The organism is Corynebacterium tuberculostearicum, from assembly GCF_016894265.1.
Taxonomy (GTDB): domain Bacteria; phylum Actinomycetota; class Actinomycetes; order Mycobacteriales; family Mycobacteriaceae; genus Corynebacterium; species Corynebacterium tuberculostearicum_D.
In genome coordinates this window covers 1,204,721-1,218,799 of record NZ_CP069791.1, presented here as the reverse complement: position 1 = coordinate 1,218,799, position 14,079 = coordinate 1,204,721, and the positions used below count along the sequence as shown (strand labels likewise).

Sequence of the window (14,079 nt, the reverse complement as noted above, 5' to 3'; positions counted from 1 at the left end):
AAGGCGTAAGGTATCAGCCATGTCGCAGCCGAATCCCAGAGAAGTCATTACCACTCAGGCTTTAAGCATTTGGGTGGCCGCCATGGCGGTCTACCTCGTAGCGATTACCGGCCGTACCTCTTTTGGTGTGGCCGGTTTAGATGCCATTGAGCGCTTCGATGTCGATGCCGGCCGTATCGCGGTCTTTACCTCTGTGCAGTTGGGTGTGTATGCCCTAGCCCAAATCCCCACCGGCATCTTGATTGATAAATTCGGCCCGCGCTTACTCCTCGTGGTCGGCGCGGTCATTATGGGCATTGGCCAGGTCGTCCTGGGCTTTACCACCAGCTATGGCGTAGCCATTGCCGCGCGCGTGCTCATCGGCGCAGGCGATGCCACGGCCTTTCTCTCCGTGATGCGCATCCTGCCCTATTGGTTCCCACTGCACCGCACCCCCATGTTCACCCAGGTGACGTCGTCGTTAGGGCAGATGGGTCAGTTCATTTCCGCGGTGCCCTTCCTGTGGTTGCTGGGTGCGGCCGGATGGACCGCTGCCTTCGTTACCCTTGGCGCGGTGGGCATCCTGGTAGCCATCGCCGCCATCGTGGCGGTGGCAGACTCACCAGAGAAGTTGGGGATTATTCCCACGGAGAAGGAACCACCCAACTCGCAGGCCACCAGCATCCCGGCCCGCTTGAAAACGGTATTCCGCTCCCCGGTGGCCTGGCAGGCCTACTTCATCCACTACATCGGCATGCTCCCGCTCATCGTCTTTGTCATGCTGTGGGGCATGCCTATGATGACCCAGGGCATGGAGATGTCCAAGGCCAAGTCCAGCCTGGTGCTCACCTTGCTGGCGGTATTTTTGGTCTTCGTTGGCCCCTTGCACGGCAAGATTTCCTCCCGTGCGCAGCATGTCCGCCCGTGGCTTAGCCTCGGGTTTGTCGCGGCTCACGCACTGACCTGGCTGATTTTCTTTACCTTTGGCACCGACAGCGGTCTGGTCGCGATTTTGGTGGTGTCCTTCATTACCGCGCTGTGTACACCGACGGCTAACTATGGCTTCGATATCGTGCGTGAGCGCATGGACCGCTCCGTGGTGGCTACAGCTACTGGCTTGGGAAATATGGGTGGGTTTACCTCCGGCATGCTGGGCGCGCAGCTCTTCGGCATGGTCTTGGACCACTCCTCGGACGCCCCTGAATACTCCATGCCAGATTTCACTGCCGCCGCGGCTGCGGTGCTAGCCGTTTGGGTAGTTGGCATGGTTGGTGTGGTCATTACCCACTTCCTTCGCCGTCGCGCGGGCGAAGACGGGCCTTCTGTCACCATCGTGGAGGTTTCCTAGAAACCGTCGGGTATTTACTCCGGGTTGAGGATAAAGCGAACGGTTCCCTCAGGGTCCGCCAAAAGCTCCCGGGTAGCCGCCACGGCTTCCGCTTCGTCGAAGGCGATGCGTTCAAAGCCAGTATCGTTGAGCTCCACAATGTCCGCACCAGGGCAAGCTAGAAGAATCGGCGAGTGCGTGGCAATAATGACCTGTGCGCCGCGGTCAACCGCTTGGGCAATTTCCCCTACGAGGGCCAGTTGCCGGATAACGGACAACCCTGATTCTGGCTCATCAAGGATGTACACGCCTTGGCCATTGATGTGCTCATAGAGCAGGTCGAAGACGGATTGCCCGTGCGAGCGGCGGGACAAATCCACGTTCTGAGAAAGAGTCGAACGACCACCACGTTCGGCCGCTGAATCCCCACGTCCAATCAAGTACTCGTGCTTTTCGGCGCGCAGGAAATAGGCACGCTGGATCACTTCCTCTGTATCGCAGCGAATGGGGCTGCGAGGAACGATTTCATCTGGGTCATCCATGCGGCCGCCCGCAGGTGAACAGCCCAAATCACTAGCCACGCCAGCGAGCAAGCTCGATTTGCCAATGCCGTTTTCACCTACGAAGACGGTTACTGGACTCCGCAGCTTGAAGCTGCCCAAATCAACTAAGTAGTCGAAGACAGGCAGCTCGGCGCGGTAGTCACCGGGCTTGAACTTCAGGCTTAGAGCATCAACCAGCATGGGCCCTAGGTTAATTCAGTTCATCGAGTACGCGCAGCGCGTCTTCTTGCGCTGCCGCCGCGCCAAAGTTTTTCAGGTGGTCTCCCAAATCGTCGGCCGGAACTGATTGAGCGATGTTATCGGCCGGCACGGTATTGACGGCATAAGCCACCCCTACCCCGCCGGTGATGGGGATGGCAATGGCGGCGAGTACTCCCACCGCGGTCGACAGCGTGGTCTTGAAAGTCATAGTCTCCTCCAGAGGCTTTGGCCCCGAGCACCTTGCCCGTTACCAATTTGTGATGTTTTACCTTAGGAAGAGTTACTGCCAAGGCCATGCCGCCTAGCTGCGGGTTGCCTGAATTTTCGCGCCCAGTTCGCGAGGAAATAAAGGGCTAGTTTGCTGGATAGCTCTCGGCCACGATGCCATCGCTGGCCGGCATCACAAGGCCTCGCTCAAATGCTACGAGGACTGCCTTTTCATCGGATTCGCTGATGTCACCAGACTCCACCGCACTGTTGAGCTCGCGCTCGAGGTAGACGCGCACATCGGATTTTCCGTTTTCCGTCTGGGTAATATCCCGCGGGACGGAATTGAGCGGGATGCCCAGCGCCTTCGCCAGGGAGGTCACGCGGTTGGCGTCGGTGGAATCATCGGCCTTGATGTCACCATTGACCTGTGCGGGCATGTCTTCTTGGACCACGCCACCGGCCACGGCCTCGCCCACTGTCTTCGTCCCCTTGGGGGGATTATCGTGATTGGTGGCCCACACCCCGACAGCGATGGCCACGATGACGGCCACGGCTACAAAGGCCCACAGGTAGATGAGCTTATGTCGATACACTCCGCTGATTTTAGCCATGGTAACCAGCGCTATCGCCGAAGGAACCGTAGTCATTGCCGCGAGGGTTCTCGCCGCGATCATTGAGGGCGTCGATGATGGAGCGGATGGTGGCCTCCCCTATGCGGTCGGCGCGCCCCCACGAGCGAGGGGCCTGGCGAGAATTGTGCGGTGCTGATTCTGGGCGCGGCGGCACTGGCTTTTCCTCCCGAGGCGTGGAGACCTCGATGGTCAATGTGGTGCCGTCAAGGTGGAGGACGTCACCGTCGCGCACGCCCGCAGCACGCGCTGCAGAAAGCAGCGCGGATAATTCGCCTACCGTGGCGTTGTCCACATCGAGTTGCAGCTTAAAAGACATAACTAGCCAGTCCTTTCTTATTCCCATCCCACTTTAGAGTCCAAAAGTGCAAAAAGTAAGGCCGTGGTGCGCACAACGGGGACTTTCAAGGCTAACTCTAAGAATGCTCGAAGGATTCCTCCTCGCCCCAAAAGACCTCATCTACAACCTTCCGGGCATGGCGGGTAAGTTTCAAATAGTTTTCTAGAAACTCTTGGTTCTCCTCCGGCGGCCAGCCAGCGGCACCGGCTACCTGGGCCAGCTGCGGGCCGGGCCCGGGCAGTTGGTCCACGCGCTTGCCGCGCACGAGGACTAGTGCATTGCGGGCGTCGGTAGCCATAAGCCAGGCCTCGCGCAGGTCAGAGACTTGCTCGGCAGACAAGATTGCGTTCTCCTCTAAGGCATCGAGCACGCGCAGCGTGGACGGATCGTGCAGCTGGGCATACTCGTGAGCATGCATCATGGTCAGGAGCTGCACAGTCCATTCAATATCTGAGAGCGCACCGCGCCCCAGCTTGGTATGAGTATTGCGGTCCGCGCCGCGTGGGAGGCGCTCATTGTCCACGCGCGCCTTCATGCGCCGGATATCGCGAATGGTCGAGGCGCTCGCGCCGCCTTCTGGGTAGCGGAAGCTATCTACCATGGATATAAATCGCTCGCCTACTTCCCTATCGCCAGCCACGAAGGCCGCGCGCAACAAAGCCTGCAGCTCCCAAGACTCGCCCCACTCGCGGTAGTAGCGCTCATAGGAGGAGATGGTGCGTGCCACCGCACCGGAGCGGCCCTCTGGGCGCAGGCCCAAATCGACGTCCAGTGGTGGGTCGCCTGAAGGCTTAGACAGGCGGCGCCGAAGCTTATCGACGATCCCGATGGCCCACTTCACGGCCTCCCCTTCCGCACCAGAGTCATCGGCCGGTTCGCTGGGTTCTGCTACGACGAGCACATCCGCATCTGAGCCAAATCCCAGCTCCATGCCTCCCAAGCGGCCCATGCCAATGACGGCGATGCGCGCTGGCGGCTCTGCATCTTCGTTGGCAAGGCGCCACGCGCGCACCTCGGCGCGAAGTGCAGCCTCAAGGACGGCATCCCAAATTGTGGATAGCTCATGACATACCTGCTTGACCGGCATGAAGCCCAGCAAATCTGCACTGGCGATGCGGGCCAGCTCCACTCGGCGCAACGAGCGCGCCACCGCCACCGCTTTATCCGGGTCGGCGTGGCGCTTGCTGGAATTGACCAGCGCCTTGGAAACCTGTTCGGGCTTGGTTTCTAGCAGTTTGGGGCCAGTGGCGCCGTCGGAAAGCTGCTTGACCGAATCCGGCGCGCTAATAATCAGATCAGAGGTAAACGGCGAGGTACCCAGAATGTGCATGAGCCGCTGGCCCACAATTCCTTCATCGCGCAACATGCGCAAGAACCACGACCTATCGTTCGCGGCCTCCGAGAGCTTGCGATAGTTCAACAGGCCCATATCGGGGTCTGCGGTATCAGCCAGCCATTCCATCAAGGTTGGCAGCAAAATCGCCTGGATGCGTGCCTTGCGCGAGGTTCCCGCAGCCAAGGAGGTCAGGTGCTCGAATGCGCGCTCGGGGTGGTTATAGCCCAACGCGGCCAGCTGCAGCTTGGCGGCCTCCGGCGAAAGCTTGAGCTCATCGGCGGACATGGTGACCACGGAATTAAGCAGCGGCCGGTAAAACAGGCGCGAGTGCAGCTCGGAGATCCGCAGGCGGATCCGGCGCAGGTGCGACAGCATGCGCTCGGCCGCCGACTTGGTGCCCTGCGGATAAAAGCCGGCGATGCGCGCCAGCCACTTCATCCCCTCTTCGTCGTCCTTTTCCGGCAGCGTGTGCGTGCGGCGGAAGCGCTCTAATTGCAGACGATGCTCAAGCAGGCGCAGAAACTCATAGGCTTCAATGAGCTGGGTGCCATCCTCTCGGCCAACGTACCCCGCTGAAATCAGCGCCTCCAGCGCCTCCACCGTGGAAAGTGCGCGCAGCGTCTCATCGGAGCGACCATGGACCAATTGCAAGAGCTGGACAGCAAATTCGATATCGCGCAGACCGCCCACACCTAGCTTCAGCTCGCGATGTTTAAGGTTATCAGGAACATTGGCCAGTACGCGGCGGCGCATGGCCTGTACGTCCTCCACGAAGGACTCGCGCTGCGACGCCTTCCACACCATCGGGCGGATCTGGTCCAAATAGTCCTGGCCTAGCGGGAGGTAGCCCGTCATAGCACGCGCTTTAAGGAGCGCCTGGAATTCCCACGTCTCCGCCCAACGCTTGTAGTAAGCCACGTGTGATTCCAAAGTGCGCACCAATGCGCCCGACCTTCCCTCGGGGCGCAGGTTCGCATCCACCTCGAAAAAGGTGGTGGATCCAATGCGATTAAACTCCGCCGCTAGCCGCGTGGCCCTAGGGGTTGCCTCGCTGCCGACGAAGATGACGTCCACATCGGAGATATAGTTCAGCTCGCCTGCGCCACACTTGCCCATCGCCATGACTGCCAGCTGGGCGTCCAAGGGTTCATCGCCGTAGATGGTGCGCACGGCGCAGGCAAGGGAGGCGGTTAAGGCGGCGTCGGCAAGCGCGGTGGTCAGCGCCGCAATCTGGCGGAATCCTACCTCCGGCTGCTGCCTGGTCTGGCCCTTGCGGGAATGGAAGGTACCCGCCACATCGCAGGCGGCAATGCGCATCATCAAAGTGCGGTAGGTCGTGCGCAGCGCCTGCTTATGCTCCCCCTCGCCGGCGCGGTAAGTGCCCGCCGTGCTCAAGTCCTCGCACGCCGGATCAGGCCGGTCCACGTCGTGAGCAAAATCCGCAGGCTGTGCATGGACGGCGCCAAGCAAGCTTTGCAGCATCTCTTCGGGCTGCGGAAGGGGTTTTTCTAATTCTCGCCACAGTTCAGGGTGCGCCGCGAGATGATCGCCAAAGGCGGTGGACGCCCCCAGTAGTGCGAAGAAGCGCACGCGCAAAGTTTCGTTGGACCGCACGGCATCATCTAGCTCTGGGGCTTGTTCATAGATGCGGATCAGATTATTGAGAGCCAGGTCTGGGTCACCCACGGCAGCGAGGGTCCACAACAGATCCGCTGATTCTGGATTCTTCCACCCCAGCTGCTCAATATCTTGCGCAGCATGCGGGCGGGTAAGACCTAGTGTGGCCGGTGAAGGCACAGCAGCAGGACGCATTTTTCTCCTAGAAGTTCAGGTTATTGCGCAGCTCAAAGGTGGTGATTTGGCTCTGATAGTGGTGCCACTCATCCCACTTGGAGCGCAGGAAGAACTCAAAGACGTGCTCGCCCAAGACTTCTGCCATGAACTCGGATTTTTCAAATTCTCGCAAGGCCTGATCCAAGCTGGTGGGTAGATCCTTATAGCCCATTGCCCGGCGCTCGCGACGAGTGAGCTGGTGGACATCGTCCTCGGCCGGATCATCGAGCTCGTAGCCCTCGCGGATGCCTCGCAGACCTGCTGCCAATAGCACCGCATACCCCAGGTAGGGGTTCATCGAGGCATCAATGGAGCGGATTTCTACCCGGCGCGATTCTTCCTTGGTAAGCCGGTAGGTGGGAACGCGGACCAACGCGGAGCGATTCGATACTCCCCAGGTGGCTGAGCCCGGCGCCTCGTTGCCGAACATCAGGCGCTTATAAGAATTGGTCCACTGATTCACAATCGCGGACATCTCCGTGGAGTGCTCCAAGATGCCGGCGATGAACTGGCGTCCGGTCTGGGACAAAGAGAATTCATCATCCGGATCGTGGAAAGCATTGGATTGGCCTTCAAAAAGGCTCAAGTGGGTGTGCATGCCAGAGCCCGGCAAATGTTCGAAGGGCTTAGGCATGAAGGTGGCGCGCACGTTGGAGTTGGTGGCCACCTGCTTGATCACGTGCCGGAAGGTCATGATGTTATCGGCCATGGTGAGCACGTCCGCATGGCGCAGATCAATTTCTTGCTGGCCCGGCGCGGTTTCGTGGTGGCTAAACTCCGTGGCGATTCCCAGCGATTCCAGCGCTAGCATCGCCTTCCTGCGGAAAAGCGGGGCGGTATCGTGCGTTGCTTGGTCGAAGTAACCGCCGTTATCCGTCGGTACCAAGTCGGTGAGTTCGCGGCCGCGCTCGAAGAGATAGAACTCGATTTCTGGTGAGGCCATGCAGGTAAACCCATCGTTAGCGGCCTCGGTGACCTGGCGGCGCAGGATATGGCGCGGGTCCACCATGGAGGGTTGGCCGTCTGGCTGTGCGATATCGCAAAACATGCGGGCCGATTGCAGGTCCGGCTCGTCCATATCAAAGGGCAGAATCTGGAAGGTGGAGGGATCTGGCAGCGCGATGGTGTCAGACTCAGAGATGCGAGAAAAGCCCTCTACGGAAGAGCCATCGAAGCCAACACCTTCTTCAAAGGCCGATTCCAACTCGGACGGGCTCATGACCACGGATTTAAGGGCGCCCAGAATATCCGTAAACCACAGGCGGATAAAGCGGATATCGCGTTCCTCAACGGTGCGCAAGACAAATTCGTGTTGGCTATTCATGCTTTAGACCTTACCGGCTCTCCCCCGAGGGATGTGCAGTTCATGCGACAGTTTTTCCAGGGCGAAATGCGCAGGTCGCAAGAGTATCTAGGGGGTGGCCAGCGGGGGCTTTTCCGGCAGGAGCCAGCTTCCGCGCATGCTTTGCTAAGTGGGCAAGCGAACATACGTACACCTCTTAAAGGACGAATCTTTATGACCACCCACTGCGATGATCTTTCTGCTCACGTAATCGAACGCCTCATCACCGCCGCACAACAAGGCTGGGCGCCGGCGGACTTAGAACACGTCTTAGGTCCGCACGCCTACCCCATTATTTACCGTGCAAGCCCCCATGTGCCGGCGCGAATTACCTCCCCTGCGCTGCGCAAAGCATGGCTCCAGATGGCCCCTCCGCAGGAGAATTTCATTCCGCGCGATAAGCTGCGCTCCATTATTAAAGAGCTCATTCACCTACCGAGGCTGCGCGATACCGAGCTTTTAGCCTCCGGCGAATCCTTGCGGGAGGACGGGCTTAGCGATAAGCAACGCAAGATCCGCGAAAAGGTGCTAGGCCTTTTGCGAAAAGCGGAATCTACCAGCTTTGAGGATGAGGCCGAGGTTCTCATCTCTAAGGCGCAGTCCCTGCAGCAGAAGTATCGCATCGAGGACCTCCTTACCTCCGAGCTACCTGATCTTATTTCCCACCGCGTGCACATCCACCCGCCGTATATCAAGCACCAGGTTTCCCTGTTAAGCACTATCTCTGACGCCAATGGATGCACCACTCTCCTGATTCATGACAAGGGCTTAGCCTGCGTGATTGGCGCTCCTGCCGACGCCGCCCATTGCGCCGACCTTTTTGCCTCCCTCAACCGCCAATGCGATTGGTTCATGCGCAATGGTGACGGCGCAGAAATTGCCCGCGCTACGGGCTCTACCGCCGCCTATCGCCGTAGCTTCCGGCTCTCCTACGCCGCCCGCATCGGTGAATTGCTCACCCAAGCAAATAAGGATGGCATCGCAGACAACCTGCGGGAGTCGCAGTACTGCTCACACCACGCAGAGACTGTAGCCACCCAAACCCTTCCGGCACTGCAGGCGCGCACCGATCATGCCATCGAAACCCGCAATCGTCTCTTCCCCAACCTGACGGAAATGTCGCTTTCCATGAACAGCATGCACGGCATCAACGATGGTATTGCCGCTGCCGATAAATCTCACTTTGGCGGTGATGCTTCCGGGATTGGTTCGGTTCCAGAAATTACGCAGTAATTTTTGCCCTGCTCAAGGCCATTCTTCTCTCCCGTTCCCTGCTAGCGAACGGGGGCGAGGAGTGGCACCGCATCGAGTGCTTAACGGGTAGGATCACCGGTGAGATTTATTTGGTCTAGAAAGTAAAAGGTACGTGAATGTCTACACAGTCTTTTCTCGAAGTTGAAGCGAAATTCTCCGTAGCCGAGTCCACTCAGCTCCCTGAACTGGCCCGCCTCGAGGGAGTTGACCACGTTGCAGACACGCGCCACCACGCGCTTTCTGCCATCTACTACGACACCGAAGACCTCCGCCTTACCCACGCAAAGGTCACCCTCCGCCGCCGCACCGGTGGCAATGATGATGGCTGGCATATCAAGATTCCTAGCGAGGCTGGCCGCACTGAAATCCACGCCGAGCTGGGAGAACCTGTAGATGGCCGCTACGAAGTACCTGAGGAACTTCTCCACCAGGTTCGCTCCATTATCCGCCACAACGAACTCACCCCGATTGCGCAGGTAGACAACAAGCGCACCGAGATGGTCCTAGCGGATGCCGATAATAAACCGGTAGCAGAATTCTGCGATGACCACGTCACCGCCTTTTCCTTCCTTCCAGGTGGCCAGCAGCAGTCGTGGCGCGAGTGGGAAGTAGAGCTCGCCGGTGAGCTTCCTGGCACCGAGGAAGGTACGCAATTCATTCGCCGTGCCACTTCCTTGCTTATCGGTGCCGGTGCGCGCGTTTCTTCCTCCCCATCCAAGCTGAAGTCCGCCCTGGGTGATTCCTACGCCAACGCACCGCTGCCTCCAGCCCTGGTATCGCCGGATGTGGACCCAGACTCCCCTGCCGCGGCCGTCATCACCGCACTCCAAGCCAACCGCAACAAGCTAGTTGATTATGACCCTCGCGTGCGCCGCGATGAGTGGGACTCGGTTCACCAGATGCGTGTTGCCACCCGCGAACTGCGCAGCCACCTACAGACCTTCCACGGCATTGTTGTCGGCCCAGAAATCGACAAGATTGAAGCCGATCTCAAGGAGCTTGCCGGTATTTTGGGCGTTGCTCGCGATGCGGAAGTTGTGGAAGAGCGCTGGCAGAAGCTGCTGGAGTCCGAAGATTCTGACACCTTGGATGACTCCACCCGCGAGCACATTGCGCACGATATGGGCAACGCCTACCGCCGCGCGCACCGCCGCGTTATCGCAGCCCTGGATTCCGAGCGTTACCTCGAATTGCTGGAATCCCTGGACCGTCTTCTCGCTGATCCACCAACGGCCGATAAGCAACAAGAGTCCACCCCGGTAGCTAGCGAAGCGGAGGAGACGGAGGAGCAGTCCTCTGTGGAAGGGGACGCCGCTACCCCTACCGATTCCAGCGAGGACAGCGCGCCTGCTGCGGACAAGGCCGAAAAGAAGCCAGAGAAAAAGAAGTCCAAGGACAAGTCCGCTGACATGGACACCGTGATGGCGCAGCACCTTGAAAAGGCCTATAACAAGCTGGTCAAGCGCCATAAGAAGGCCGTGGAGAACTGGGATAACCAGGAATTGTCCCTGCACGAGCGCGAGGATTATTTCCACGATATGCGCAAGGCAGCAAAGAAGCTGCGCTATGCAGCTGAAGCAGCTGGTTCTGCCACCAACCTCAAGACCAAGCGCCTCTACAAGGCCTGCAAGCAGATGCAGTCGGTGCTCGGTGACTTCCAGGATTCCGTGACCTCGCGCGATAAGCTGCTCGAGCTGGCAGAGTCCGCTCGCCGTCGTGGGGAGAATACCTTTGGTTACGGCCTGCTTTACCAGCGCGAGCGAACCATTGGCCTAAAGGCCCTTGATGATTACGCCGAGTCTTTCAAAGACATCAAGGCCGCGTTTAAGCCGCTGCGCAAGAAACTAAAGTAGCCGCGCTCCCCGGGTCGGCGCCGGGAAACACGGCTTTAAAAGAGATGGCTGGGAGTTAGTTACTTCCAGTCATCTTCTTCGTCTGCGGCATCTGCCGCATCATTGCGGGCTTGGGCAATTCCGATGGCGTTTTCTGCCTCTTCGCGGGTGTCATACGGGCCCATCCGATTTTCCCAGCCAGAGGTCTTGCCTTGGCTGACTTCCTTAGTGGTGGGATCAAAGAACCACTTCTGGTCTGCATCGCTCATGAAACTATCCTCTCAGTTGTTGCATCAGCGGCACCGGCTAAGTGCTGCCGCTGATATGGTTTGTGCCCACACTACCCACGCTGTCCCATTGATGCCCGCTAGAATGTGGGGCAGCACAATTCTTTTATACGAATCCATGTCGTATTCCCCGCCACCGCGCACATAGGTGGCGGGCGTTCGTTGCTTTAAACGCACCGCCGCGTGTGTGGGGGCAACGAAGACTACTGGTCCCAGAACCTGGAAAAGGAGCTTTAGCACCCATGCCACTGTGGTCAACGCCTGCAGAGCCCGTAGCCGAGCGCGCCGCCCGAGCACATACCGAACTCACGGGCAGCGCTCCAACGCATACCGCCAGCGCGCCGGCAACGTGGTCCCTCATTGGTGAACATATTGATCACTTCGGCGGCATTGTCGCCATGTGTGTGGGAAAGTTGCGCGCTGCAGCGTCGGTAAGCCCGCGCACCGACGGCGTGGTAGCCGTACATTTCCACCCAGCTCAGGGCGAGACTGCCCATGACTCGATTAGCCTGCAGGCGCTTGCAGAACTGGCAACGGCGCAACAGCCTGCCACGGATGCGGAAGGCCAGCCGGTTATTCCGCCGTCACCACAAGGCGGGTTGGCGGCCCGCGTGGGTGGCATTGTCCACACGATGATTAATCGTCAGTTGCTCTCCCGGGAGACAGCCGGTGCGGATATCACCATCGCTTCCGATATTCCAGAGGGCGCGGGTATGGGCGCGGATGCCGCTGCGGACGTCGCGGTGGCGCTCGCGCTCATGGGCGCGGATGCGGACCTCGATGCACCGTTGAGGGCCCGGGTGGCGGATGTCTGCACCCAGGCCGTTTCTACCTTCGCAGCGCGGCCGCCGCTGCGCGCACGCCACAGCGCTGCGCTGCGCAGCACGGGTGAGGGCGTGTGCATCATGGACTATGCCGATGGTTCTGTCACCCACGCCCCACATGTGGTGGGCCGCGAGATGTCCGCCTTTGCGGTAGCGGTGCCCGAAGATTTTTCCGCGCAGGAGGAAAAGGCCATCGCCGATATCCGCCAGCGCCAGCGCTTTATCGATGATGCCTGCCACTCCTTCGGCACCGATTCGCTGCGCTTGCTTCCCGACGCCCAACAGCGCGTCCTCGACTGGCTCAAGGCCGTGCACAAGGTCTACGGCGAGGAAGGCCGCCCGAGCATCAGCGCCGCCACGGAGTGGATGGCCTTTTATGAGGAAGAAACTGAGCGCGTAGAAAAGTTTGCGCGCTGCCTGCGCTCGCACCGCGGCGCGGAGCTCTTCCCTATCCTGTTGCAGTCACAGTCTTCTTTGGCAAATATCTACGGCTTGGATTCGGCAGAAAAACTCGCCGAGCTGGTCACGGTTCGCGGTGCCGTTGCGGGTCGATCGGCGCATGCCGGCACCTCGAACGCGGTCATCGCTTATGTTCCGGCGAAAAGCGCGCACAATTTTGCAGCTGACTTGGCTGAAGACGGACTGCTCGTCGTCGAGCTGCAGCCAGGCGAGGCCGCCCGCGGCGAAGGCTAGGAGCCCTGCCGGCTAGTCGGCCGGCCAGGCAAAGAGAACCTCGCGCGAATCGGTATCCGCCGTCACCAGTGAGACAGTGGTTTCACTGCCGGTTTCCGGTGCGCCCACGCATTGGGCGAAGACGGGTGGCTCCGGTACGAAAATCCGTGCCTTGTCCCGCTTCGGGTCCCCGCGGACCACGGTGGCCGGAAAATTAGTCCCGAGCCAAGGTCGCAGCACAGTCGCCTCCGTCAGGTTCAGGCAGGCCTTATCCACTTGGGAGGCGAGCTGCGAGGTCGAACGCATCGCCCCGATGACCTCCGTAGCGCTGCCTGTTACCCACTCGGGAACCTCATAACCGCCGCACAGGGCAAGGCATACCTCCGTGGCGAACCTATCGGAAAGACGCCGCAGCGGCGCGGTGACGTGGGCATAGTAGCCACCAATACCGGCATGTACCTGCGCCTCTTGCTCGCCTAGCCAGGCATAGTCGGCTCCGCGCAAAAGGCTTTGGGCTTCGCGCATGACGGCCATGCCGCGCGGGGAATCGGCGTCGACGGTGAGGAGGAATTGGGGAATGGGGGCGTCGCCAAGCGTAAAGCCTAGGGCCTGAGCCTCGGCGCGAAATTGGCGCTCATGCTCCGGCTCGGCCGCGGGCAGGGTGCGCAAGAAGCCCACACCAGCTTCCTGCATGAGGCGCCCAGCGCACATGCCGGCCAACAGGGAAATTTCGGAGTTATAGTCCATGACCTCATAGCGCGGCTCGATGATGAGCTCAAAGGTACCGTCGTCATTTTCCACCACGCGCTGGGAGGGCAGGCGCAAGGAAATGGCCTCGCGGCGCAGGGAAGATTCCTGGCGCAGCCGGCCGACCACCGGCAGCAGCGCGATGGATGGGTGGAGGTTGCCGGCCGCGAGGTCCGCGTGCGCGCCTTCATAATCCAGGCGTGCCTGGGAATAAATGAGCGCGCGCTCGACGTGGAAGGACTCCACCTCGCCGTTGCCATCCAAGTCAAAGGTCCACAACACGGCCGGCTTATCGGTGCCAGGCAACAGCGAGGCTCGGTCCTCGGAAAGCTCTGGCGGGTGCAGGCGCGCGGGTTCATCGGGAAGATAGATGGTCTGGCCGCGGCGGAAGGATTCGCGCTCTAACTCGCTGCCGGGCTCGATGAAAGCAGCAACGTCCGCGATGGCATAAAAGACGCGGTATCCGCCCTCGCGTTCTTCGATGTAGACTGCCTGATCCAAGTCCATGGAGCCGGCGGGATCCAGGGTCACGAAGGGAATTTCGCGGGCGTCGCGGCGCGAGTCGGCGTATCGGTCCTGCGCGCGGGCGGCCTGGGCAGTGACCGCGGCCGGAAAATCGGTGGCTACCGAAAATTCTGTGGCAATGGCGCGGAAATCGAGCGGGGCGGCGTAGAGCTTCATGCCCACCACCATAAACGTAGTA

At 60.0% G+C, this 14,079-nt stretch carries 12 protein-coding genes; 4 read left to right on the top strand and 8 right to left on the bottom strand.

All coding sequences use genetic code 11. The features are described from left to right. The first annotated feature begins 19 nt into the window (after window positions 1-19). Window positions 20-1,327 carry an MFS transporter gene (locus I6J28_RS05905; RefSeq protein ID WP_204608257.1) on the top strand — a complete coding sequence of 436 codons (1,308 nt, stop codon included), beginning with the start codon at window positions 20-22 and terminating at the stop codon, window positions 1,325-1,327. A gap of 14 nt (window positions 1,328-1,341) precedes the next feature. Here the strand turns inward: I6J28_RS05905 and I6J28_RS05900 are convergent, their stop codons facing one another. The 6 genes from I6J28_RS05900 to I6J28_RS05875 all read right to left on the bottom strand — a co-directional run bounded on the left by I6J28_RS05900 (window position 1,342) and on the right by I6J28_RS05875 (window position 7,742). Continuing rightward, window positions 1,342-2,049, bottom strand: a complete 708-nt coding sequence (locus tag I6J28_RS05900; protein WP_204611365.1) for an AAA family ATPase — start codon at window positions 2,047-2,049, stop codon at window positions 1,342-1,344. 10 nt (window positions 2,050-2,059) lie between these two features. Continuing rightward, window positions 2,060-2,278: a hypothetical protein gene (locus tag I6J28_RS05895; protein ID WP_204611364.1), complete on the bottom strand. Its 219-nt coding sequence runs from the start codon at window positions 2,276-2,278 to the stop codon at window positions 2,060-2,062. A gap of 145 nt (window positions 2,279-2,423) precedes the next feature. Next, window positions 2,424-2,873, bottom strand: a complete 450-nt coding sequence (locus I6J28_RS05890) for a hypothetical protein (RefSeq protein WP_239228274.1) — start codon at window positions 2,871-2,873, stop codon at window positions 2,424-2,426. Between the two features lie 10 nt (window positions 2,874-2,883). Then, window positions 2,884-3,228 carry a hypothetical protein gene (locus I6J28_RS05885; RefSeq protein ID WP_204611362.1) on the bottom strand — a complete coding sequence of 115 codons (345 nt, stop codon included), beginning with the start codon at window positions 3,226-3,228 and terminating at the stop codon, window positions 2,884-2,886. 97 nt (window positions 3,229-3,325) lie between these two features. Further along, entirely contained in the window at window positions 3,326-6,397 is a 3,072-nt protein-coding gene (locus I6J28_RS05880) for a bifunctional [glutamine synthetase] adenylyltransferase/[glutamine synthetase]-adenylyl-L-tyrosine phosphorylase (RefSeq protein ID WP_204611361.1), read from the bottom strand. A 7-nt stretch (window positions 6,398-6,404) separates the two neighbouring features. Further along, entirely contained in the window at window positions 6,405-7,742 is a 1,338-nt protein-coding gene (locus I6J28_RS05875; protein WP_204611359.1) for a glutamine synthetase family protein, read from the bottom strand. 192 nt (window positions 7,743-7,934) lie between these two features. Between I6J28_RS05875 and I6J28_RS05870 the strand changes: the two genes are divergently transcribed. Together I6J28_RS05870 and I6J28_RS05865 are read left to right on the top strand one after the other, a co-directional pair. Beyond that, on the top strand, window positions 7,935-8,993 hold the full coding sequence (locus I6J28_RS05870; protein WP_204611358.1) for a DUF2786 domain-containing protein: 1,059 nt from the start codon (window positions 7,935-7,937) through the stop codon (window positions 8,991-8,993). Window positions 8,994-9,130: 137 nt separating this feature from the next. Continuing rightward, the gene (locus tag I6J28_RS05865) at window positions 9,131-10,867 is read left to right on the top strand and encodes a CYTH and CHAD domain-containing protein (RefSeq protein WP_204611357.1); all 1,737 of its coding nucleotides are present in this window, start codon (window positions 9,131-9,133) and stop codon (window positions 10,865-10,867) included. Between the two features lie 59 nt (window positions 10,868-10,926). Here I6J28_RS05865 and I6J28_RS05860 read toward each other — a convergent pair whose 3' ends face one another. Continuing rightward, entirely contained in the window at window positions 10,927-11,115 is a 189-nt protein-coding gene (locus I6J28_RS05860; RefSeq protein WP_204611356.1) for a hypothetical protein, read from the bottom strand. A gap of 260 nt (window positions 11,116-11,375) precedes the next feature. Between I6J28_RS05860 and I6J28_RS05855 the strand changes: the two genes are divergently transcribed. Next, entirely contained in the window at window positions 11,376-12,650 is a 1,275-nt protein-coding gene (locus tag I6J28_RS05855; RefSeq protein ID WP_204611355.1) for a galactokinase family protein, read from the top strand. A gap of 12 nt (window positions 12,651-12,662) precedes the next feature. Here I6J28_RS05855 and I6J28_RS05850 read toward each other — a convergent pair whose 3' ends face one another. Continuing rightward, window positions 12,663-14,057 carry an RNB domain-containing ribonuclease gene (locus tag I6J28_RS05850; RefSeq protein ID WP_204611354.1) on the bottom strand — a complete coding sequence of 465 codons (1,395 nt, stop codon included), beginning with the start codon at window positions 14,055-14,057 and terminating at the stop codon, window positions 12,663-12,665. Window positions 14,058-14,079 lie beyond the last annotated feature (22 nt).